Source organism: Streptomyces sp. NPDC006743 (genome assembly GCF_040703815.1).
Lineage (GTDB): Bacteria > Actinomycetota > Actinomycetes > Streptomycetales > Streptomycetaceae > Streptomyces.
In genome coordinates this window covers 19,034-41,076 of the sequence record NZ_JBEYJA010000001.1, presented here as the reverse complement: position 1 = coordinate 41,076, position 22,043 = coordinate 19,034, and the positions used below count along the sequence as shown (strand labels likewise).

Below are 22,043 nucleotides of genomic sequence, written 5' to 3'. Positions count from 1 at the left end.
GCTCCTCGGCCGAAGGGTGCTCGCTCGCTCACGCGGACAGCCAGCGTCGGACACAGGCGATCAGGTCGTGGGCGTCCACGGGCTTGGTGACGTAGTCGCTCGCACCCGACGCCAGGGACTTCTCCCGGTCACCCGGCATCGCCTTCGCGGTGACGGCGATGATCGGCAGATCGGCGTACTGGGGCAGCTTGCGGATCTCCGCGGTGGCCGTGTAGCCGTCCATCTCCGGCATCATGACGTCCATCAGGACCAGCGCGATGCCGGGGTTGCCGAGCAGCGTGTCGATGCCCTTGCGTCCGTTCTCCGCGTGCAGCACCCGGAAGCCGTACATCTCCAGGATCCCGCTGAGCGCGAACAGGTTGCGCGCGTCGTCGTCGACGACCAGGACGGTACGGCCCCGGAAGCGGTCGTCGACGGGCGGCGTGAGGTCCTGCGGTTCCTCGGGCCGCACCAGGGACAGCACATCGCCGGGCTCCTCGGCCGACAGGTGCAGGGCGATGCGTTCGCGCAGCTCGTCCAGGCCGGAGAGGAACTCCACGGATCCGTCGTCCCGGTGCCGGCGCAGCACCTCGTCCGAGGCCGCGTCAGGACGGTGACCACCATGGACGAGGACCGGCACGCCCGTCAGCCCCGAGTCGCTGTGCAGCGCCATGAGGAACCGGTCCGCCTCGCCCTCGGGCATGTCGAGGTCCAGGACGACGCAGTGGCAGGGCCTGGCGGCCAGCGCGCCCGCCGCCTCCTGCGCCCCCACCGCGGTGATGACCTCGACCGCGGACCCGGCGGTGCCGTCGTCCGGGCTGTGCCGGGACAGGTCCGCGACCACACTCTCGGCGACCAGGGTCAGCAGACCGCGGGAGCGCTCCTCGACGACGAGCAGCCGGCGCGGATGCGGCCGGCCCGGGCCCGCCGGCTGCCCGGTCGCGGCCACCGGACCGGTGAGGGCGGCCGGTTCGTCCGGCGCCCGCTCGGCCGGGCGGCCGCTGCCGAGCAGCCGCTCGAAGTCGGGCCGGGCCACCGGCAGGAAGAGCGTGAAGGTGCTGCCCCGGCCCGGGACGCTGTCCACCACCACGGCGCCGCCCAGCAGATGGGCGATCTCGCGCGTGATGGACAGGCCCAGACCGGTGCCGCCGTACTTGCGGCTCGTGGTGCCGTCCGCCTGCTGGAAGGCGCCGAAGATCGTCTCCAGGTGCTGCTCCGGAATGCCGATGCCGGTGTCCTTGACCCGGAAGGCGACGACGGCGCCGCCCCGCACGACCCCCGCGGGCACCTCGCCGTCCGCCGCGGACTCGATGGACAGCTCCACGCCGCCCTGCTCGGTGAACTTCACCGCGTTGGACAGCAGGTTGCGCAGGATCTGCCGCAGGCGGGAATCGTCGGTGAGCAGGTCGGCGGGCGCGCCGGCCGCGGTGCTGACGGCGAACTCCAGGCCCTTCTGGGTGGTCATCGGCCGGAACGTGGCCTCCACGTACTCGATGAGCCGGTCCAGCGGCACCCGCTCCGGAGTGACGTCCATCTTGCCGGCCTCGACCTTGGACAGGTCGAGGATGTCGTTGATCAGCTGGAGCAGGTCGCTGCCGGCCGAGTGGATGATCCCCGCGTACTCGACCTGTTTCGGCGTGAGGTTGCGCGAGGGGTTCTGCGCCAGCAACTGGGCGAGGATGAGCAGACTGTTGAGCGGGGTGCGCAGCTCGTGGCTCATGTTCGCCAGGAACTCCGATTTGTACTTCGAGGCCAGCGACAACTGCTGGGCGCGGGCCTCCAGTTCCCGGCGTGCCTGCTCGATCTGCAGGTTCTTCGCCTCGATGTCACGGTTCTGGTCCGCGAGCAGCGACGCCTTCTCCTCCAGCTCGGCGTTGGAGCGCTGCAACTCGTCCTGCTGGGACTGCAACTCGGCCGAACGGGCCTGGAGTTCGGCGGTCAGCCGCTGGGACTCCTCCAGCAGCTCGTCGGTGCGGGCGTTCGCCACGATCGTGTTGACGTTCACGCCGAGCGCTTCGCGCAGCTGTTCCAGGAAGTCCCGGTGGGTCGGTGTGAACGCGGTGACCGATGCCAGCTCGATGACGCCGAGGACCTGGTCCTCGAACAGGATCGGCAGCAGGACCAGCGCCCGGGGGACGGCCTGGCCCAGCCCGGAGGAGATGGTGACGTACCCGGGGGGCAGGTCCTCGACCGCGATCGTACGGCGACTGTGGGCGGCCTGACCGACCAGCGAGCGGCCGAAGGAGAAGCGGGTGGGCCGGACGTCGTCCTCGGCCCTGCCGTAGGAGCCGACGAGCCGCAGCTCCGGACCGCGCTCCCCGTCCTCGGCGAGGTAGAAGGCACCGTACTGGGCCGACACCAGCGGTGTCAGCTCCTCCATGATCAACTCGGCCACCACCGGCAGGTCCCGGTGGCCCTGGAGCAGCGAGGAGATCCGCGCCACATTGGTCTTCAGCCAGTCCTGCTCCTGGTTGGCCCGGGTGGTCTCGCGCAACGACTCCACCATGGAGTTGATGTTGTCCTTGAGTTCGGCGACCTCGCCGGACGCCTCCACGGTGATCGACCGGGTCAGGTCGCCCTCGGCGACGGCGCTGGCCACCGCGCCGATCGCCCGCACCTGGCGGGTCAGGTTGCCGGCCAGCTCGTTGACGTTCTCCGTCAGCCGCTTCCAGGTGCCGGAGACGCCCTCCACCTCGGCCTGGCCGCCGAGGCGGCCCTCGGTGCCGACCTCGCGGGCGACGCGGGTGACCTCGTCGGCGAACGCGGACAGCTGGTCGACCATCGTGTTGATGGTGGTCTTCAGCTCCAGGATCTCGCCGCGCGCGTCGACGTCGATCTTCTTCGACAGGTCGCCCCGGGCCACCGCGGTCGTCACCAGCGCGATGTTGCGCACCTGACCGGTGAGGTTGTCGGCCATGGAGTTGACGTTGTCGGTGAGGTCCTTCCACGTGCCCGCCACGTTCGGCACATGGGCCTGGCCGCCCAGGCGGCCCTCGGTGCCGACCTCGCGGGCGACGCGGGTGACCTGTTCGGCGAACGCGGAGAGCGTGTCGACCATGGTGTTGATCACGTCGGCCAGGGCCGCGATCTCCCCCTCCGCCTCCACCGTGATCTTGCGGGACAGGTCGCCGCGGGCCACGGCGGTGGCGACCTGGGCGATGGAGCGGACCTGGCCGGTCAGGTTCGACGCCATCACGTTGACGTTGTCGGTGAGGTCCTTCCAGGTGCCGGAGACGCCCTTGACGTCGGCCTGGCCGCCGAGGCGGCCTTCGGTGCCGACCTCGCGGGCGACGCGGGTGACCTCGTCGGCGAACGCGGAGAGCTGGTCGACCATCGTGTTCATGGTGGTCTTCAGTTCCAGGATCTCACCCCGGGCATCGACCGTGATCTTCTGCGAGAGGTCGCCCTTGGCGACGGCGGTCGCCACATGGGCGACGTTGCGGACCTGGTTGGTGAGATTGCCCGCCATCGAGTTCACCGAGTCGGTCAGGTCCCGCCAGGTGCCCTTGACGCCCTTGACGTCGGCCTGGCCGCCGAGGCGGCCTTCGGTGCCGACCTCGCGGGCGACGCGGGTGACCTCGTCGGCGAACGCGGAGAGCTGGTCGACCATCGTGTTGATGGTGCTCTTCAGTTCCAGGATCTCGCCGCGGGCGTCCACGGTGATCTTCTGCGAGAGGTCGCCCTTGGCCACCGCCGTGGTCACCTGGGCGACGTTGCGGACCTGACTGGTCAGGTTGCCCGCCATGAAGTTCACGGAGTCGGTCAGGTCCCGCCACACGCCGGCGACACCGGGCACCTTGGCCTGGCCGCCGAGGCGGCCCTCGGTGCCGACCTCGCGGGCGACGCGGGTGACCTCGTCGGCGAACGCGGACAGCTGGTCGACCATCGTGTTGACGGTGTTCTTCAGCTGGAGGATCTCGCCACGCGCCGCAACGTCGATCTTCTGCGACAGATCGCCCTTGGCGACCGCGGTCGCCACCTGGGCGATGTCACGGACCTGCGTGGTCAGGTTGCCCGCCATGGCGTTGACGGAATCCGTGAGCACGGCCCAGGTCCCGGACACCCCGGGCACCTCCGCCTGCCCGCCCAGCGTCCCCTCGGTACCCACCTCCCGGGCCACGCGGGTGACCTCGGAGGTGAACACGGAGAGCTGGTCGACCATGCCGTTGAACACGGTCGCGATGTCACCCATGAGACCGGCGGCGTCCTCGGGCAGCCGCGTGCCGAAGTCACCGTCCCGTACGGCCGTCAGACCGGCCAGCAGCTGCCGCAGCTCCCGTGCGTCCGGCACGGCCTCGACGGCCCTGGTCCCCTCGCTGGTCATGCGTAACCTCGTCCCGCTCGTCCCTGCCCGAACTCCCCCTGACCACGCATGCAGGGACCACCCACGTGAAGCCCCCCGAAGGGCGTGCAGCCACGCGATGCCCGTTCAGCGGAAGGGCCGCCCCCGGGTCGCGGACACTCCGCATGACGTGACGGCTCCACGGCCGGCACGAGGTGCCGCCGCGAAGCCCGGACTTCCGCTGCCTGAAAGTCCCGGCGCTGCTCTGTGAGAGCAACGCGACTCCGTAGCTTAGTCCAGAGCCCGGGGCGCTCGACCGGCCCAACGCCCCGCGTCACTCTCCGGCCCTGCGCGGAACCGGCGGGGAGGAGCTGGGGACTTGGAAGGCCGGCAGCCGGCCGACGAATGCGTGACATTCGCGCCTTTTCCGCCGCCGGAGCTGACCAGCAGCGCCGTTTCGCCCTCTTCCCGGGTGACCGAACTACTGGAGGCACGATGAACTGGTCCAGGGCCCTGGCCGTCACGGCGGGGTGGCTCGTGCTGTGCGGGTGCGCCACCGCGGGGAGCGCGGCCGGAGCGGCGCACACCACGGCCGCCTCCGCGCCCGCCGTGCACAAGAGCGCGTCCGCTACCCCCGGCGGTCCCCGGAGCACGAGCGGCAAGCCCAGCCTGATCCTCAACGGCCACACCGATGCCCGCCCCGGGCAACTGGTCCACATGATGCTCTACGGCGTCAGCCGCGCCCAGGGCGGCGACGCGGTGACCGCCCGGTCGCCCGCGCTGGGCGGGACGGCACGGCTGGCGTGGGAGGGCGACCACTACTGGGCCCTGGCGGCCCTCAAGATGACGGACGGGCCCGGCTGGTATCCGCTGACGGTGACGGTCCACGGCCGTACCGTGGCCCACGACAGGATCCAGGTCGTACGCTCCCGGCGCCCCTCCTTCAGCCTGCCGGCGTCGCGCGACGTGAGCCGCCCCGGGGAGACGGTGTGGGCCGGTTTCGACGACCTGTACCCCGGTGAGCGGGGCACCGGCTTCACCGTGCGGTCGGCGGCTCTGCCCGGACCCGTGCGACTCGTCCACGACGAGACCATGGACTTCTACAACCCGCGGGCCTTCTCCGCGCAGTTGCCGCTCGAACCCCGCCTGGCGGACGGCACGTACGCCTTCGGACTGTACGGCCCGCACGGCCGCCGCATCGCCGAGAAGCGCCTGAAGGTCCGCGCGTCCCGGCCCGGCGACCGCGACTACCGGGGCAAGGCGTCCGGGCCCGAGTTCTACGACCCGGGCCAGGGCTACTCGGGCGGCACCCACCGGTTCCGGGTCCGCGCCGGGCATCAGGTCGCGGTCATGTGGCACGACGAGTACCCGGACCCGGGCGAGCAGACGCGGCTGACCGCCACCTCCCCGGCGTTCACCGGGGTGGTCCGCCTCCGCTACGACGACAGCAAGGCCGCCGACGGCGACGACCCGCGCTTCTTCGGCACGGCCGCCGTCCGCTCCCACCTCAAGCCCGGCCGCTACCCCGTGACGGTCGTCGCCCACCACGGCCGGGTGAAGAGGACGCAGTACGTGACGGTGACGGCGCCGTAGGCCCGCCTCGACCGGGTGCCTTTGCTCCGGGCGGCGGCCGGGAGCCCGGGGGCGCTTGGGAAGGCGCCCGGACATCGGCCCGCCCCCGCCGTGGCGGGGCCGGGGGTGCGGGCCGGCCGTCAGACGGTCATCGACTCCTGGAGCCGGCGGCCGGCCCGGTCCGGCAGCCCCCCGGGCGAGCGGCCCGACGTCCGGGACGAGCCTCGTCCGCTGCCGCCCGCCGCGATCCCGCCGCCGACGAGGCGTGGCCATCGGCCGGCGAACGAGGCCGTCCGTCACAACGCCTCGGGCCACTCCACGCGGCCGCTGCCGCTCGGTCTTCGCTGACGAGCCGGCCGCCGTCCTCGCGGGCGCACGCACACCGATGCGGGGAACCGGTCGGCCGCGTGCCTCGGCGACCGCGGAGTTCCCGTACGCCGCTTCAGCGACGCGGTGAAAGCCGGCGGCGGTCCGTGCCTTCGGCCGCCGCGATGACGCGGTCGGTCAGGTTCGCCCAGGGGAGCGGAGCGATGACCGGCACGCGGGCGGTCCGTGCCTGCGCGGCGAGCCATCGGCCGTACAGCACGCTGACGCGTGCGCGATGGCGCTGCGGCCCGGTCTCCGGTTCCCGGCAGAGGTAGTTGGCCGCCACCTGTGCCTCGTCGTCCTCGTGGAGGAGGACGGTACGGACGGGGCCGCCGGGGGAGGCCGGAACGGGCAGGACGTAGTCGCCCTCCAGGATCACCGGCGTGCCGGTGTCCACATGGTTGGCCGTCACGGCCGCGACCGCCGGGGCCAGCGTCCGGGCGATCGCGATCTGCCGTTCGACCACCGACTCGGGCGCCTGGTGGGCGGCGTCCGGGTGCGTGCGCCAGAAGTGGACCTCCGGCAGGTGCCTGGGCAGGGTCACCGCGAGGAGGGCCTCCACGATGTCGTCGACCTCCACGAGGGGGATGCCGTATCGCCGCGCCAAGGCCCTGCCCACACCGGTCTTCCCCATCCCCGACGCGCCCCCGACGACGAGCACGCGCCACCCGGGAAGACCTCCCGCCCCCTCAGTACCGTTCATGCGGGCAGAGTAATCGCCGGTCGGCGGCCCGACGACGGTGCGGGGCCCGGAGCGGGCTCACGCGGGGGAAGCACCGTTCGGTGCCCGCTCCGCGCCTCGGCCGGGCGGTGCCGGCGGACCGTGCGGACGCCCGGGACGTTCCACCTTCGCGCCGCGACGGGACCCGCGGACTTCCCGCACCGACGCTGGGGACTCCCGCGAGTAGGTCCTCAGCGCCGGCCGCCGCCGAGGCCGACCTCCCGGACGGCCTCCGCGACGGCACGGAAGTCCTTCTTGAGGATCGCGCCGTGGTTGCTGGGGACCTTGGTGCTGTGGATGTGGGCATTGCGGGAGGTCACCGCCGCGAGGCTGGTGCGGATCCGTTCCTGCTCGTCGCCCCGGCTGCCGAAGGACGTCCCCGACGCGACGACGTAGCGCACCGGGACGGTGATGCCGTCCAGCACGGGACCGAGTTCGCGCTCGCGGGAGAGTCTGCCGAGTTCGATGTTGCTGTCGGCCTGCTCGGCGGGCGTCATCCGCGGCGTGAGCCCCGTCGGGCGCAGCAGCGGGGTGAACCAGCCCATCCGCTTGAACAGTTTGCGGATGCGCTGCTCCATCGCGTCGTCGAGCCAGTCGTAGGGGTAGGCGCCGTCGACCAGGACCGCGCCCAGGGCGCGGTCGGGGTTGCGGTGGGCCCAGTGCGCGGCGACCAGGGCTCCGTAGGACCAGCCCACCACCACGGCCCGGTCCACGTCGCGGGCCAGGAGGACGGCGTCGACGTCGCGGACGGCGGCCTCGAAGGAGTAGTCCGCGGAGCGGCCCGACTTCCTGCCGCGGGCCCGCTCGTCGAAGGTGATGTGGCGCCACTCGCCGCCCAGTTCGGCGAGGACCCGCCGCCAGTACCCCTGGGTGGCGAACTGGCCGTTGAGGTAGATGACCGGGACGCCGTGGCCGCCGGTGTCGGTGACGGCCAGGGCCGTGTCGTCGACCTGCACCATCCCGGTCCACTGCGAGACGGACGAGGGCGCGTTGCTGTTCGTCATCGGGATTCCCCCTGGTTGGGTGAGACGTTGCACGACGGGCTCGGGACGGCCGGTCGAAGTGGCAGGCGACGAGCCCGGGAACCGGCCGGACGTCCCGTGCCGCCGCTGTTCCAGAGCTGCGGACGAAAGGGGAGTGCGATCGGCTCGCGGCGTCGGGCGTGTGCGATCACAAGGCGCCGGAGGGTCCTTGTGTCGGAGCTGTCAGGGCCTTCCGGCTACGCCGCGAGCGTGCGCGCCGGGCGTCGTGAGCCGCTGCGTCCTTTGTGTTCGCAGCGCTCACAGGCTGCGGGCGGTGATGTCGCCGCGGGAGGTGGTGGCGCGGATGTCGAGCGTGGTGGTGCCGTCGTTCTTGAGGGCATTGCTGACGCGACCGTAGGAGGTGCCGGCGTCCAGGGCGGACGAGACGCCGGCGGCGGCGGCGACCGAGATGCTTCCGTCCTGGGTGCTCAGCTCGACCTTGCCGCCCAGGGCCTCGGCGATCCGGATGTCCCCCCGCGCGGTGCTGATCCGCGCGGGACCGCCCAGCCGTCCGATCTCGACGTCGCCGTCGACCGCGGTGAGGCGCACGCTCGCGGCCTCGTCGATCTTGGCCTGCCGGTACGCCCCCTCGAAGACGACGTCGCCCAGCCGGCCGACACCGCGCAGCTCGCAGGAGGCGGTCCTGGCCTCGACGGCCGATCCGGCGGGCAGTCGGACGGTGACCTCGACGGCTCCGGAGGGGCCGAAGTACTGGTTCCTGGGCTCGGGAACGCGGATCCGCAGGACGCCGTCGGCGCATTCGACGGTGGTCTGCTCGGCGGTCTTCACGTCACGGTCCTTGGCGGGGTCGGCCGGGCGGACCTCGACGGTGGTGTCGGCGCGGTCGGCGGCGATGACCTGGATCCGTCCGGCGGGGACGTCCAGGACGGCGGCGACCGGGGCGGGAGTGGCGAACTTCTGCATCGTTCTTTCCTTCGGCTCGATGTTTCTCATGCGAGAAACACTACGTTGCGTTCGCGGAAGCGGCAATGAGTATGTTGCGAGGAAGATATATAAGTGCAGCTCACCTGCCCCACATCGTTGCGATGACCTTCGCGATTAACGCAACGCTGGCTCGCCAATCGTTGCAATGAACTGGTGGTGAACGCTAAGCTGAGCACCCCACGAGCCATCAGGAAGCAAGCAGGAGGCCGCGATGCCGGGAGGCAGGCTCACCCAGTCCGAACGTCAGCGGATCGCGCTGGGCCTGGCCGACGGCCTCGCCTACGCGGAAATCGCCAGGCGCCTGGAACGGCCCACCTCGACGATCACGCGCGAGGTGATGCGCAACGGCGGCCCCCTCGCCTACCGCGCCGACCTGGCCCACCGCGCCACCGAACGCCGCGCCCACCGCCGCAGGCAGGCCGCACCCCGCGACGCGTCGACGCCCCCGCAGCCCCACGGGCGCGACCCCGAGGCGGTGCGTGAGTACGAGGAGACGCTCACCACCGTCTTCATCGCCTCGGGCACGCCCAGGATGATGGCGCGGGTCATGGCCTGTCTGTGCGTCAGCGACACCGGCAGCCTCACCGCCGCCGAACTGGTCCAGCGCCTCCAGGTGAGCCCGGCATCCGTCTCCAAGGCGATCGCGTTCCTGGAGAGCCAGGACCTCGTCCGCCGTGAACGCGACGAGCGCCGTCGCGAGCGGTACACCATCGACGACGACGTCTGGTACCAGTCGATGATGGCCAGCGTCCGCTCCACCGCCCGCGTCGCCGAGACCGCACGCCAGGGCGTCGCCGTCCTCGTGCCCGGCACCCCGTCCGCCGTCCGCATGGAGAACATCGCCCGCTTCCTCGACTACGTCTCCGAAAGCCTCGCCCGCGCCGCGGACCAGGCCCGCGACATCCTCCACACCAAACCCGCCACGACGTCGAACGCCGACCGGCCATGAGCCGAAGACCGCCGTGAACCGGTGGCTGGCACCTCGGCCGGGAGGGCGGTGGGGCCGTGAGGTCCCCCGGGCCCCCGCGCACAGGGGGCAGGACCGCGGGGGCTCGACGGCTGGCCGAAGCGGGTGTCACCGTGCCGCGGACCAGGGACGAACGAGCCGGACATGGGGTCCGAGGCCGCCGCCTCGCAGCTCTAAGGCGGGCGGCCCGCGGGCGACCGTACCGGTCATCCCGTGAACGCCCGCGCGAACGCGCCCTGTTCCTGCGTCACCCCGCTGCAGTCGGTCGCGGCGTCGTCCCCGTCCGGGTCCCCCTTAGCGCACTGCCGGTCCCGGAACGCGGACCACATCGACACCCAGGCGATCTCCCTCTCCTCGGCGAAGGACCGCACCCGTGCCGCGTCGGCCAGGGTGAAGGTCTCACCGGCGATGTCGTTGACGCCGATCATGGAGGTGAGCGCCATGCCCCGCCAGGCCGCCGCGTCCGAGAGCCCGAAGACCTTCTTCAGCTGGGCGTGCGCGGACTTCGCCGCGGTGACGGCGTAGTCGCCCATGTCGCCGGTGTACGACTCGCCGTAGTTCATGGTCATCAGATTGACGGCGGAGACCTGGACGTCGTAGGTGTTCGCGGACGCCAGCAGCGCCAGGCCGTCGGAGTCCAGGCCGTCGGGCATGACGGGCAGCGTGTAGGTGACCTTCAGGTCCGGGCGTTGCTTCTGCAGCCGTTCGATCGCCTGCGAACGCCGCGCGACGGAGGCGGAGTCGCCCAGTTCGTCGCCCTCGATGTCGAAGTCGGCCTGGGCGGAGCCGGCCGCGTCCAGTGCCCGGCCGTACGCATCGGCCAGCGTGGAGGCGCTGTCGCAGACCGCCGCCAGCTCCTTGCCCGAAGCCCCGCCGAAGGAGACCCGCACGGTGGAGCCGGACTTCTTCAGCGCCTCGATCCGGGACTTCACCGCCTTCTCGCCGACGGCCTCGTCGCCGTTCCACTTCGGCGTGCAGCGGCTGCCGTCGGAGATGACGAAAGCGAGGTTGTACGTCGCCGGCGAGCCCGCGGAGTCGGTGCCGGACGCCGTCGTCGCGCTGACGTAGGGGGCGTACGACGTGCTCGCCCCGGCCGTCGGGGCGGTGGGCGCGGCGGCGCCGGCCGCGGAGGCCGAGGGAGCGGCGGACGCCGTGTCCGCGGCCGGGCCGGAGCCCGGGGAGCAGCCGGTGACGGCCAGGGCGAGCAGGCCGGTGAACCCGGTCGCCGACTTCAGGAAACTCCTCATTGCGCATGCACCAGCTCTCGTGATCTCCGTCTCGGAATCGGAGCGGAACGGTATTCCGGACTGGAAACCTCTCACACCCGGCCGGGGGTGCGGGAAAGGTGAACGGCATGGAGCACACCTGGTCGAAAATGTTCCCGTCGGGCCAACTACCTGACCGAACAGCGGATTCACGTGATATTCGGTGGCGGCCGGGAGAAGGAAACCGGACCGGTTCTCTTGGTGAAAAGACAGGCTTCGCACTTTTTCATGGGCTGCTCACAAGAAACCCATCGGTGGCCATAAAAACCCTTCCTAATATCCGGGGAATGCATTCCGAGCCTGCCGAGCCCGTCATCGAGAGCCGCCCCGCCGACGGACGTGGGAGCCGCCCCGCCGACGGACGTGGGAGCCGCCCCGCCGACGGACGTGGGAGCCGCACCTTCGACGGACGCGGGAGCCGTCGGCGCAGACGCGCCTCGGACGACCACGGCCCCGTCTTCGTCGACACCTCCGGCCGCCGCTCGAAAGCGCTGCGCCGGCTCGGCCTCCTCGTCGGCTTCGCGTGCCTGGCCTACACCGTCGTGCTCGGCGCGGCCTTCATGGGCTGGGGAACCTCGCTCAACCCGTCCTCACTGCTGCCCTTCGGCGGCGACCGCGGCGGCACGAGCCTTCCCGGCGGCCACCGGCCGCAGGACGGGCCCGGCCACCCGACGGTGCCCCCCGGCGGCGCCCCGGCCTCGCGGCCCGGCGGCGCGCCCACCGCACCGCCCACCGCACCGCCCGGCGGCACATCCGCCTCGCCGTCCGCGGCCTCGCCCGCCTCCCCCTCGTCCGCCCCCGTCCCCTCGTCCACCGCCCCCTCGACCGCCGCTGCGGTCGCCGACTGACCGGAAAACAGCCCTGCCCATGACCACGACGACATCCTCCCGAGGACGCCGGCGCGCCCCCACCCGCATCGAACGCGCGGCGGGCCGGGCCGCCGCGCTGCAACGCCCCCGGGTCATCCTCGCCCTCCTGCTCCTGCTCGCCCTGACCTGTGTGATGCTGCTCGACGGCTATCTGCGCGCCGAGGTCGGCGGCGACGAACGGGTGCGCACCGGCGCGGCCTCCGACCAGGTGCCCCAGCGCGTCCTGGACGGCGGGCCGATCCTCACCTTCCAGGGCGGCACGGCCACCACCGTCTCCGTGCCGGACAAGACGATCGCGCTCACCTTCGACGACGGCCCGAACCCCACCTGGACGCCCCAGGTGCTGAAGATCCTCCGCGAGTACGACGTGCCGGGCACGTTCTTCCTGGTCGGCTCCATGGTCGCGCGCTACCCGGACATCGTGAGGACGATGGTCCGGCAGGGCGACGAGGTCGGCGTCCACACCTTCACGCACGTCGACCTGTCGTACCAGAGCGAGTTCCGGATCCGACGCGAGATGGAGCAGACGCAGCTCGCGCTCGCGGGTGCGGCCGGCATCACCACCACGCTCTTCCGGGCGCCGTACTCCTCGGAGACGGACGCCATCGACAACTACAGCTGGCCCGTCTACCAGAAGCTCGGCAAGGAGGGTTACACCAGCGTCTTCGTCGACACCGACAGCGACGACTGGAAACGGCCGGGGGTGTCGAAGATCGTCCGGTGGGCGACGCCGAAGGGGACGAAGGGCGCCGCGGTCCTCTTCCACGACGCGGGCGGCGAGCGCTCGCAGACCCTCGCGGCGCTGCCGCGGTACATCAAGGAGATGCGGGCGAAGGGCTACACCTTCACCACCGTCAGCGGCGTCCTGGCGAAGCAGAACGCCCGATCCGGTACGGCGGGCGGGCAGTCCGGCCCGGCCGAGGTGCGGGCGAGCACGGACGGCGGCCGGGCTCCGGCCGCACCGGGCGGCCGGGACGCCACCGCCGCGAGCGCCGCCACGAGCCTGCAGGCCGCCCATCACAAGGCCACCGGAACCACCCTGTACGAAGGCAGGGCGCTCGTCCTGGCCGTCGCCGTCGCCGAGTGGACGGTGCCCGCGCTCTCGGTGGGCCTGGCCGTCGTGGGGGTGGCGGTCATGGGCCGCTTCGGCCTGATGCTGCTCCTGGCCCGCCGCCACCACCGGCGGCGCAACAGACGCCGTTTCAGCTGGGGGCCGCCCGTCACCCGCCCGGTGAGCGTGATCGTCCCGGCGTACAACGAGAAGGAGTGCATCGCGAGCACCCTGCGGTCGCTGGCGGCGAGCACCCACCCGATCGAGATCGTCGTCGTCGACGACGGCTCGACCGACGGCACCGCCGAGATCGCCGGATCCCTCGGCCTGCCGAACGTCCGGGTCCTCCGCCAGGAGAACGCGGGCAAACCGGCCGCCCTCAACCACGGGGTGCGCAGCGCACGTCACGACATCGTCGTGATGATGGACGGCGACACCGTCTTCGAGCCCGGCACCGTACGGCAGCTCGTGCAGCCCTTCGCCGACCCGGGCGTCGGCGCGGTCGCGGGCAACGCCAAGGTAGGCAACCGGAACACGCTCATCGGCGCCTGGCAGCACATCGAGTACGTGATGGGCTTCAACCTGGACCGCCGCATGTACGACCTGCTGGGCTGCATGCCGACGATCCCCGGCGCCATCGGCGCGTTCCGCCGGGAGGCGGTGCTCCAGGTGGGCGGGATGAGCGAGGACACCCTCGCCGAGGACACCGACATCACCATCGCCCTGCACCGGGCGGGCCGGCGCGTCGTGTACCAGGAGCACGCACGCGCGTGGACGGAGGCGCCGAGTTCCTTCGGCCAGCTGTGGTCGCAGCGCTACCGCTGGTCCTACGGGACCATGCAGGCGCTGTGGAAGCACCGCGGGTCCCTGACGGACAGGGGCCCCTCGGGCCGCTTCGGGCGGATCGGCATGCCGCTGGTGGTGGTCTTCCAGATCCTCACCCCGGTCTTCGCCCCGCTCATCGACGTCTTCACCGCCTACTCGATGGTCTTCGTCGACTTCCGCGCCGCGCTGCTGGCCTGGCTGGCGGTGCTGGGCGTCCAGCTCACCTGCGCGGCGTACGCCTTCCGGCTGGACCGGGAGAAGTACCGGTACCTGCTGATGCTGCCGCTCCAGCAACTGGCGTACCGGCAGATGATGTACCTCGTCCTCATCCACTCCTGCGTCACCGCCCTGACCGGCGGCCGGCTGCGCTGGCAGAAGCTGAAACGCACCGGCGAGGTCGGCACTGCGGCGGGGGCGAACTGATGGGCACGCACCGCAAGGGCGGCGGCCGGGCGGTCACCGGGCGGCCGGCGCCGGCCGCGGACCCGGCCCGGCCGCCCGGGCCGCCGGCCACCGGCCGGGACCGCTACTTCGACACGCTGCGCGCGCTCGCCCTCGTCCGCGTCGTCGCCTACCACACCTTCGGCTGGGCCTGGGCCGGGCTGGTCTTCCCCGCCATGGGCATCATGTTCGGCCTGGCCGGCACGCTGATGGCCAAGTCACTGGAGCGCCCGGCTCCGGAAGTGCTGCGCGGCCGGCTGCGCCGGCTGCTGCCGCCGTTCTGGTTCTGGGGCCTCTTCGTGGTCGCGGCGATGCTCGTGCACGGCTGGATGCCGGGATGGCGGATCGTCTACTGGGTGGTGCCGCTCGGCGACCCGCCCGGCGACGCGTGGGGCCGGCAGGCCTGGGAGATCGTCTGGTACCTGCGCACCTACCTGTGGTTCGTCCTGCTCTCCCCGCCGCTGCTGCGCGTCTTCCGGCTCGCCCCCGTGCCCGTGCTGCTGCTGTCCCTCACGCCCGCCCTGGTGCTGAACCTCCTGTGGACGGCCCCGGACGACCGCTTCGGCGGCGCGCTGTCGGACCTGTCGACGTACCTCTTCTGCTGGCTGGCCGGCTTCGCGCACCGCGACGGCGTGCTGGAGCGGCTGCGGCCGACGGCGGTGATCACGCTGTCCCTGGCCGCGCTCGGCTACGGCGGCTGGTACGCGTTCGCTCGCCAGGCCGCCGCCGGGACGTACGACCTCGACGAGATCCCGCTCGCGCAGGCGTTCTGGTCGGCGGGTGCCGTCCTGCTGCTGATGTGGGCGAAGGCGCGCTTCCGGATCGGCTTCGCCGGGCTGAGACGGTTCCGGCGGCTGGACCGGATCGTCACCGTCTTCAACGCGCGCGCCGTGACGGTCTACCTCTGGCACGAGATCGCGCTGGTCCTGGCGGTGCCGCTGATCGACCGGCTGTGGGACGTGCCCGCCTTCGAGAGGTATCTCCCGCTGGACAGCCAGTGGTTCCTGTTCGGCGTCGGCTGGGTGCTGATCTGCGTGTTCGTCCTGTTGTGCGGGTGGGTGGAGGACGTGGCGGCGCGGCGCAGGCCGAGAGCGCTTCCGTGACGCGGTCCGGCGGCGTGCCGCGGACGCGGGCCGGAGAGTCCGCCGGAGCCGGCCGCCCGCCTCGCTCGGCCGCCCGGCGGCCCGGACCGGGACCCCGCAAGGACCGGCCGCTGAAAACATGTCAACTGACCCTGGAATGGGCATGATTGCTCCTGTCGGCAGTTCCGCGCGCAGAGGGGGAGTCAGCGGTGACACGTGTGGTGGGCATAGACCTCGGGACGACGTACTGCGCCATGGCGGTCGCCGACCGGGCGGGAAGCCCGTCCATCGTCCGCAACCGGGAGGGCGAGAACATCACACCGTCCGTGGTGATGTTCCAGGGCGACACCGTGGTCGTCGGCTCCCAGGCGAAGCGCTCCGCGGCCACCGCTCCCGACCACGTGGTGCAGTTCGTCAAGCGCTACATGGGGGAGACCAACCCCGTCTACCACTCGGAGTCGGGCACGCCCTACCGCCCCGAGGAGATCTCCGCTCTGCTGCTCAAACGCCTCAAGGAAGACGCCGAGATCATGCTGGGCGAGCCCGTCGAGCGGGCGGTGATCACCGTACCCGCGTACTTCGACGACGTCCGGCGCAAGGCGACACAGGACGCCGGACGGCTCGCCGGGCTGGAGGTGCTGCGTATCGTCAACGAGCCCACGGCCGCCGCGCTCGCCTACGGCCTCGACCGGTCCTTCGCCGCCGGGGAGGAGGACGGTGAGGACGGAGAGGGCGGCGCGAGCATCGGCACCGTACTCGTCTACGACCTGGGCGGCGGCACCTTCGACGTCACCGTCATGCGGGTCGAGGACGGCGATTACACGGTGATCGCCACCGACGGGGACCGCAACCTCGGCGGCTTCGACTGGGACGGCGCGCTGATGAACCACCTCAACGGCGCGTTCATGGCCTCGGGCGGCCCCGACCTCACCGAGGACAGCGGTCTGCAGGCCGAACTGCGGGACAAGGCGGAGATCGCCAAACGGACCCTCTCCAACGCCCCGCAGGCCGTCGTGATGCTCTCCGCCGGCGGCCGCCACGAGCAGATACGGGTGACCCGCGAGAAGTTCGAGGAGATCACCGCCGAACTGCTCGACCGCACCCGCATCATCACCGAGGGCGTCCTGGCACAGGCGGGACTCGGCTGGGAGGGCATCGACCGGCTCCTGCTGGTCGGCGGCTCCACCCGGATGCCCATGGTGCAGGAACTGGTCCGGCACCTCTCCGGCAGGGAACCGGAGCGCGGCATCTCGCAGGACGAGGTGGTCGCGCTCGGCGCCGCGCTGGTCGGCCTGGACGCCGCGGTGCGCGCCGAGGAGGCGGCGGAGAAACGGAAGTACGTCGGAAGCGGGGCGAGCGTCGAGTCCTCGCCCGGTGACGGCCTGGCCCGCCTCACCCAGGGGAAGGTGAGGTCCATCAAGGACGTCACCTCCCAGTCCCTCGGCATGGTCGCGACCGACCTGGACGACCACGACCGCCAGTACAACGCGGTGATCATCCCGCACAACACATCGGTGCCCACGAGGAAGAGCGACACCTTCTACACCCTCGTCGACCGGCAGCGGCGGCTGCGGGTACAGGTGACGGAGGGGGACGACGAAGACCTGGCCTACGTGAAGAAGGTCGGGGAGGGCGACATCGAGATCCCGCGATACCCGAAGGGGGCGCCTTTCGAGGTGTTCTACTCCTACGACGTCGACGGCATCATCCACGTCGAGGTGAAGGACGGGACCACGGGCAAGTGGCTCGGCGAGTTCGAGCTCGACCGCCCCGACAACCTGAGCCAGGACGAACTGACCGAGCTGGGTGACCGCGTCGCCCGCGTCCCGACCCTCTAGGGTCGTCCGTCCGGATCATGGCGGGTCGGTGACACCGCGAGCCAGGGACCTTCCGGCGCCCTGCGATCGCACGCACCGGACACCGCCCGCCGACCGGACACCGCTTCCCTTCGCAGCTCTGAGTCAGATCCGCCCCTCCAGCCGGAGCCGACAGCGATGACGACAGACGACATACCCGACTACTACGCCGAGTTCGGCATCGATCCCTCCGCGACCGCCGACCAGGTCTCCGGACAGCTCGACCGGGCCTTCCGCACCTGGTCGAGCCGGGCCAGCCGGGCCCCCGACGCCAAGAAGCGGCGGCAGGCCGAGGACAAGGTCGAGCTGATCTCCGAGGCACGCAAGGAACTGCTCGACCGCGCCCGGCGCCAGGTGTACGACCGCCGGCTGAACCAGGCGCGGCGCCCGGACGATTCCGGCCCAGGACCGCGGCCTCACTCCCCGCCGCAGCCGGGCCGGTCCGGCCGGGACTGGGTGGGCCACGCTCGCAGACTGATGAGCGAGGGCGACCACGAGGGCGCCCTGTACGAGCTGCGGCAGGCCGTGCACCATGACGAGCGCAACGGGGAAGCCTGGCGGCTGCTCGGTTCCCTGCACGCCGGCCAAGGACAGCTCACCGACGCGGTGCAGGAGTTCCGGCGGGCCCTCGCGCTGTCCCCCGGCGACGCGCTCATCCACGTCCTGATCGCCCGGGTCTACGAGCGGACCGGTGACCCGGTGACCGCCGCCGGCTGGTATCTGGCGGCGGTCAGGCTCGCACCCCACCAGATCGACCACCGGATCGCCGCCGCCAGGAACCTCCAGGAGGCCGGACGCCACGACGAGGCCCTCAGCCACTACGAGCGGGTCCTCGTGGAACGGCCCGGCAACGCGGTCGTCCGCAACGAGATCGGCAGGATCTGGACGCTGCGCGCCGAGGAATCGATGTCCTGGCACCCGGAAAGGCAGCGGTACGTCGTCGCCTCGGAGACCGGCGCCTCCACGGTCACGCACTGTGTGGAGCAGGCACTGGCCGTCGGAATCTCGGACGATGAACTGCGCGACGTCCTGAACAGCTACCGGGAGGACGCGAGCAGGGCACGCACCAGGACCTGGCGCTGGTACAAGAGCATGGCCTGGGCCATGGCTGCCTGCTGCGCGCTCATCTTCGTGCTGCCGCAGGAGTTCAGCCTGCCGGCCCTCGCCGGGCTCCTCGGGCTGCCGATCGCGATGGGCGTCAAACCGCGTTGGCGGCACAACTACAACGACCTGCCCCCCGACCAGAAGCCGCAGACCGGGAGAGCTTCATGACCACTCCGCCCCCTGTGCCGCAACCGGAAGAGCCACCGGGCCCCCGGCCCGCGGAACCGCCCTGGCCGCCGCAGAGCCCACTGCCCGCGCCGGCGGCGGACCCGTTCGCCGTGGTGGCCGACGCGGTCGACGGCATGCGCGAGGAACTCGCCGCACTCGGTGACCAGTTCCGCCGGCGGCTGCTCAACGACCGGGAGACCCGTCGCAGCATCGACGCTCTGCTCGCCGACCTCGACCACACGCGCAGGGCCGCCGAGGGACGCCTCCTGCAGCCGCTGCTCTACGACCTCGTCCTCCTCGTCGACCGGGTCGAGCGGCAGGACGACGCCTTCGCCGGCTCCGTCGCCGCCGAACTGCTGGCCGTCCTGGAGAAGTACGGCATGACCCGGGTCCCCGTCACCCCGGGACCGTTCGACCCCGGCACGCAGGAGGCCGTCGGAACGATCGCCGCGCTCTCCCCGGAACAGAGCGGTGATGTGGCCGAAGTGGTGCGGCACGGCTACCGCCTGGAGGAGCGCATCGTGCGGCCGCAGCAGGTCCGTGTCTACACCGACCGGTGAGCGGCAGCCGAACCCGGGCAGGAGGGATCTGACGCCTGTCTCCCCGGCGTTCGCTGTCCGGCGGGACGATCCTGCCGTCTGTTTCCCCGGCTTTCCCGGACTTTCCCCGACGCGAGGGCCGGCGTCAGGCTGACCCTCGTGGCCGTGGACGGGCAGGACCGGACGACAGGTCACCGCACCGGGCGGGATCCGTGCCGGCGCCGCTCGGACGGGAGCCGGTCCGCTCCCGTCCAGCGTGGATGGCTGGACGGAAGCGGGGCGGGCCCCTTCGGGGGTTCTTCAGCACAAGGGGCCCGCGCGGCCTCCCAGACCGGAAGGTGCGACGCCGGGGCGTCACTCCCATGGTGCGCCCTTCGGCTCGTCCCGTACCGCGAAGGACGAGTTCGCCCCCAAAAGTGTTCATTCAGGGGTCATCTGATGTCGGTGTGGGCCGGTATTGACGGGCTGCGGCGCCCGCCTGCGCCGGGTTGAGGGCATGGGGCCATTGTTCCGCAACTCCATGATCACGTTGAGTGATGCGAGGGGGAGCACCATGCTGTGGTCCAGCTTCCCCGGCGGCGCTTCAGCACCGCCGCCAGGAGAGCACCCCCAGACCCCTCTTTCTGCCTGCGCACGGAAGGTGCCATGAACAGTAAGCAGGTGATGACCGTGGCCGTACTGGTGACGGTCCTCGCGTGGAGCACGGTGATGACCGTGCTCGGCCATCTCGCGGCAGTGGCCGCGTTGCTGCCCTCCCTCGGACTCCTCATCCGGCAGATCGCCGCCGCGTTCGACGGCGGCGGCACGCGGCGCGCTCCGGCGGCCGGGAACGAGGAGCTGTCGCGGTGAACACGCCCCAGATATCCGACCAGTCCGACGGTGAGCCTCCCAGCCGCAGAGGACGCCCGCCCGGGCCCATCTGCGACACCGTCGGCGTGACCCACCGGACCTGGCTGGAGCAGGTCCGCCGGCGGCTCGCCGCCAGCGGGCTGACCCTGGACGACCTCGTCAGCCGCTCCGGCTACTCCAAGACCCGGCTGTCCGAACTGCTGCGGGGCAAGGGCTACTACCCGGGCTGGGCGATGACCTACAGCGTGGTCAAGGTCCTGGACATCCCTCCCTGGCCGTTACGGCGCCTGTGGACGGCAGCCGCCCGGGAAGCGGACAAGAAGGATATCTGGATAAAAAACGGTATCCGCGCCGTGCAGCCTCTGGGGCCGGAGGACCCGCCCATCCCCCACCTCGCCTTCAAACAGGCCATGGACCGCCCCTACACCGCCTACGCCCAGGCGTTCCTGCAGACCGAGGCCCGCGCCCGCCGGGTCGTCGCGGAGACCTTCGACATCCTGTGGCTGAACTGGAAGGAGGCGACCAGCAGCAGCAACACCCCCCGTCACGCGTGGAACCTGCTGAGGGCCAAGGTCATGGCGCGGGCCGACACCCACGCGGGGCACCCCGACCTCCGGGCCGCGGCCCTGCGGACCGTGGCCGTGGCCGGGAGCGACGACCTCGACGACTGCCTGGCCCGCGCCGCCCGGATGGTGGCCTTCTTCGACGCCGTCGCCCGCCTTGCCGAGGACCAGATGGATGTCACCGTCCTGCGCTTCCTGTGCGGCGTCGACGAGGACGCCGTGCCCGGCATCATCGGCCTGCCCCCGGCCATCGCCCACAGCCTCGCGCGCCACGCCAGGGGCGCCCTGCACGGCCTCCACCCCGGCACCCACCCCGACACCCTGGAGTGATCAGCCCCCATGAGCGCCATCGACGATCTCCTCGCCCAGTCCCGCCTGCTGGACGCCTCCGTGCCTGCCGACGTCGTGCCCCATGACGACTCGGCCTACTACGCCTTCGACGACTTCGGCCGGACCGCGGAGAACCCCGGTCCCGGCTCGGCCGACGAAGATGCGGCGGGAGAGCTCGCCGCCCTCTGCGAGACGGCCGTCGCCCACTGCAGCGCCGCACAGATCGTCGACTTCCTCACCGACCAGGTCCCCCAGCCGCGCGCCGCGTGGATCCTCGGCTGCGTGCTGCGCATCGCCGGCGACGACGACGGCGCCCGGTTCTGGTGGCAGTACGCCGCCGGCGCGGATGACGCGCCCGCCTCCTACTGTCTCTACCTGCACCACCTCGCCCGCGGCGACGCCCACGCCGCCGCTCTGTGGCAGACCCAGATCAGCGCCTACGCGGGAGAGGCAGACAGCGCCTCCTTCTACGACCGGGGCTCGCCCGCCTCCGACGTGGTCAACGCCGACACCAGTCTGCCCACCCTGCTGCGGATCCTCAGCCGCCTCACCCCGGCCGGCCCCCGCCGGCACACCCAGACGGCCACCGCGGTCATCCAGTTCGTCTCCCGCGCCGTCACCATCGGCTACGACCGCCACCCCGACCTCGAAATCCCCGCTCCCGGAACGAACTTCGCCGAACTCCTCCAGGTCATCCTTGCCGCGGTCCCCTCCGATCCTGCCGTCCCCGCATCCCCCGTACCGGGGTCTCCTGTCGCGGCGACGGGACGGTCCGAGGAACTGCCCAACAGGACGGCGCCGGAGGCCGTTGACGAACGGGTGCCCGGCGAACAGCAGACCCCCGGCCCGCGGCGCCTCCTGGTGGAAGTCACCGCCGACGACCACGAGTCCGCCCCCCAGTTCTTCAAGGAAGCGAGTGCCGTGTGCTGGAAAGAGGCCACCGACGCCCAGCCCGCCCGCCGCGGCAACGCCCTCGCCTACTACCTGCACCGGTTCCTGGGCACGCGCGTACGTCCCGCGCCGGCGCACTGAAGGCGAAAGGCCGCACCACAGCGGCCAGTCCGGCCCGGTGCGTGCCGAGGACGCGCCCCACGGACCCTGACCGTCGAAGAGCGCGGCCTCTTCCAGCGCACCCCGCTCGGTCACGACGTGGTGCAGGGCTCGGCGTCATCAGCGCGGTCGGCACGACGGGCACTGCGGGATGGCTGACCACGATGGGAAGAGAGGGTGCCAGCTGGTATTAGTGG

16 protein-coding genes are annotated in these 22,043 nt (G+C 71.7%); 11 read left to right on the top strand and 5 right to left on the bottom strand.

Annotated features, from left to right (window positions below; genetic code table 11):
- Positions 1-28 precede the first annotated feature (28 nt).
- Positions 29-4,303 carry a HAMP domain-containing protein gene (locus ABZ719_RS00175; protein WP_366722977.1) on the bottom strand — a complete coding sequence of 1,425 codons (4,275 nt, stop codon included), beginning with the start codon at positions 4,301-4,303 and terminating at the stop codon, positions 29-31.
- Between the two features lie 453 nt (positions 4,304-4,756).
- On the opposite strand from ABZ719_RS00175, the gene ABZ719_RS00170 reads away from it, so the two are divergent.
- Complete coding sequence (locus ABZ719_RS00170) at positions 4,757-5,854, top strand: hypothetical protein (RefSeq protein WP_366722976.1); 1,098 nt, start codon at positions 4,757-4,759, stop codon at positions 5,852-5,854.
- 421 nt (positions 5,855-6,275) lie between these two features.
- On the opposite strand, the gene ABZ719_RS00165 is transcribed toward ABZ719_RS00170, so the two are convergent.
- The 3 genes from ABZ719_RS00165 to ABZ719_RS00155 form a co-directional block, all read right to left on the bottom strand.
- Positions 6,276-6,902: a hypothetical protein gene (locus tag ABZ719_RS00165; RefSeq protein ID WP_366722975.1), complete on the bottom strand. Its 627-nt coding sequence runs from the start codon at positions 6,900-6,902 to the stop codon at positions 6,276-6,278.
- Positions 6,903-7,111: 209 nt separating this feature from the next.
- A complete protein-coding gene (locus tag ABZ719_RS00160; RefSeq protein WP_366722974.1) occupies positions 7,112-7,924 on the bottom strand; it encodes an alpha/beta hydrolase in 813 nt (270 codons plus the stop codon).
- A 276-nt stretch (positions 7,925-8,200) separates the two neighbouring features.
- Positions 8,201-8,866, bottom strand: coding sequence for a DUF4097 family beta strand repeat-containing protein (locus tag ABZ719_RS00155; protein WP_366723230.1), 666 nt, complete (start codon positions 8,864-8,866; stop codon positions 8,201-8,203).
- A 232-nt stretch (positions 8,867-9,098) separates the two neighbouring features.
- On the opposite strand from ABZ719_RS00155, the gene ABZ719_RS00150 reads away from it, so the two are divergent.
- A complete protein-coding gene (locus tag ABZ719_RS00150; RefSeq protein WP_366722973.1) occupies positions 9,099-9,836 on the top strand; it encodes a helix-turn-helix domain-containing protein in 738 nt (245 codons plus the stop codon).
- Positions 9,837-10,060: 224 nt separating this feature from the next.
- Here ABZ719_RS00150 and ABZ719_RS00145 read toward each other — a convergent pair whose 3' ends face one another.
- On the bottom strand, positions 10,061-11,101 hold the full coding sequence (locus ABZ719_RS00145) for a chitinase (protein WP_366722972.1): 1,041 nt from the start codon (positions 11,099-11,101) through the stop codon (positions 10,061-10,063).
- Positions 11,102-11,406: 305 nt separating this feature from the next.
- Here ABZ719_RS00145 and ABZ719_RS00140 point away from each other — a divergent pair, with 305 nt between their 5' ends.
- From ABZ719_RS00140 to ABZ719_RS00100, 9 genes are all read left to right on the top strand, one after another.
- The gene (locus ABZ719_RS00140) at positions 11,407-11,967 is read left to right on the top strand and encodes a hypothetical protein (RefSeq protein ID WP_366722971.1); all 561 of its coding nucleotides are present in this window, start codon (positions 11,407-11,409) and stop codon (positions 11,965-11,967) included.
- Between the two features lie 19 nt (positions 11,968-11,986).
- On the top strand, positions 11,987-14,287 hold the full coding sequence (locus ABZ719_RS00135) for a glycosyltransferase (RefSeq protein ID WP_366722970.1): 2,301 nt from the start codon (positions 11,987-11,989) through the stop codon (positions 14,285-14,287).
- Positions 14,287-15,408, top strand: coding sequence for an acyltransferase (locus tag ABZ719_RS00130; RefSeq protein ID WP_366722969.1), 1,122 nt, complete (start codon positions 14,287-14,289; stop codon positions 15,406-15,408). The genes ABZ719_RS00135 and ABZ719_RS00130 overlap by 1 nt, the downstream gene beginning before the upstream one ends.
- A gap of 188 nt (positions 15,409-15,596) precedes the next feature.
- Entirely contained in the window at positions 15,597-17,225 is a 1,629-nt protein-coding gene (locus ABZ719_RS00125) for an Hsp70 family protein (protein ID WP_366722968.1), read from the top strand.
- Between the two features lie 156 nt (positions 17,226-17,381).
- Positions 17,382-18,515 (top strand): tetratricopeptide repeat protein, encoded by a 1,134-nt coding sequence (locus tag ABZ719_RS00120; RefSeq protein ID WP_366722967.1) that lies wholly within the window; start codon positions 17,382-17,384, stop codon positions 18,513-18,515.
- Positions 18,512-19,075 carry a nucleotide exchange factor GrpE gene (gene grpE / locus ABZ719_RS00115; RefSeq protein WP_366722966.1) on the top strand — a complete coding sequence of 188 codons (564 nt, stop codon included), beginning with the start codon at positions 18,512-18,514 and terminating at the stop codon, positions 19,073-19,075. Before ABZ719_RS00120 ends, grpE begins: the two co-directional genes overlap by 4 nt.
- A 624-nt stretch (positions 19,076-19,699) precedes the next feature.
- Positions 19,700-19,903 (top strand): hypothetical protein, encoded by a 204-nt coding sequence (locus ABZ719_RS00110; protein WP_366722965.1) that lies wholly within the window; start codon positions 19,700-19,702, stop codon positions 19,901-19,903.
- The gene (locus ABZ719_RS00105; protein ID WP_366722964.1) at positions 19,900-20,796 is read left to right on the top strand and encodes a helix-turn-helix domain-containing protein; all 897 of its coding nucleotides are present in this window, start codon (positions 19,900-19,902) and stop codon (positions 20,794-20,796) included. The genes ABZ719_RS00110 and ABZ719_RS00105 overlap by 4 nt, the downstream gene beginning before the upstream one ends.
- A gap of 9 nt (positions 20,797-20,805) precedes the next feature.
- Positions 20,806-21,828 carry a hypothetical protein gene (locus ABZ719_RS00100; protein ID WP_366722963.1) on the top strand — a complete coding sequence of 341 codons (1,023 nt, stop codon included), beginning with the start codon at positions 20,806-20,808 and terminating at the stop codon, positions 21,826-21,828.
- Positions 21,829-22,043 lie beyond the last annotated feature (215 nt).

Bases quoted from the DNA above. Each gene is read 5' to 3' on its own strand.
- ABZ719_RS00175 (WP_366722977.1), bottom strand. From the start codon at position 4,303: ATGACCAGCGAGGGGACCAGGGCCGTCGAGGCCGTGCCGGACGCACGG.
- ABZ719_RS00170 (WP_366722976.1), top strand. From the start codon at position 4,757: ATGAACTGGTCCAGGGCCCTGGCCGTCACGGCGGGGTGGCTCGTGCTG.
- ABZ719_RS00165 (WP_366722975.1), bottom strand. From the start codon at position 6,902: ATGAACGGTACTGAGGGGGCGGGAGGTCTTCCCGGGTGGCGCGTGCTC.
- ABZ719_RS00160 (WP_366722974.1), bottom strand. From the start codon at position 7,924: ATGACGAACAGCAACGCGCCCTCGTCCGTCTCGCAGTGGACCGGGATG.
- ABZ719_RS00155 (WP_366723230.1), bottom strand. From the start codon at position 8,866: ATGCAGAAGTTCGCCACTCCCGCCCCGGTCGCCGCCGTCCTGGACGTC.
- ABZ719_RS00150 (WP_366722973.1), top strand. From the start codon at position 9,099: ATGCCGGGAGGCAGGCTCACCCAGTCCGAACGTCAGCGGATCGCGCTG.
- ABZ719_RS00145 (WP_366722972.1), bottom strand. From the start codon at position 11,101: ATGAGGAGTTTCCTGAAGTCGGCGACCGGGTTCACCGGCCTGCTCGCC.
- ABZ719_RS00140 (WP_366722971.1), top strand. From the start codon at position 11,407: ATGCATTCCGAGCCTGCCGAGCCCGTCATCGAGAGCCGCCCCGCCGAC.
- ABZ719_RS00135 (WP_366722970.1), top strand. From the start codon at position 11,987: ATGACCACGACGACATCCTCCCGAGGACGCCGGCGCGCCCCCACCCGC.
- ABZ719_RS00130 (WP_366722969.1), top strand. From the start codon at position 14,287: ATGGGCACGCACCGCAAGGGCGGCGGCCGGGCGGTCACCGGGCGGCCG.
- ABZ719_RS00120 (WP_366722967.1), top strand. From the start codon at position 17,382: ATGACGACAGACGACATACCCGACTACTACGCCGAGTTCGGCATCGAT.
- grpE (WP_366722966.1), top strand. From the start codon at position 18,512: ATGACCACTCCGCCCCCTGTGCCGCAACCGGAAGAGCCACCGGGCCCC.
- ABZ719_RS00110 (WP_366722965.1), top strand. From the start codon at position 19,700: ATGAACAGTAAGCAGGTGATGACCGTGGCCGTACTGGTGACGGTCCTC.
- ABZ719_RS00100 (WP_366722963.1), top strand. From the start codon at position 20,806: ATGAGCGCCATCGACGATCTCCTCGCCCAGTCCCGCCTGCTGGACGCC.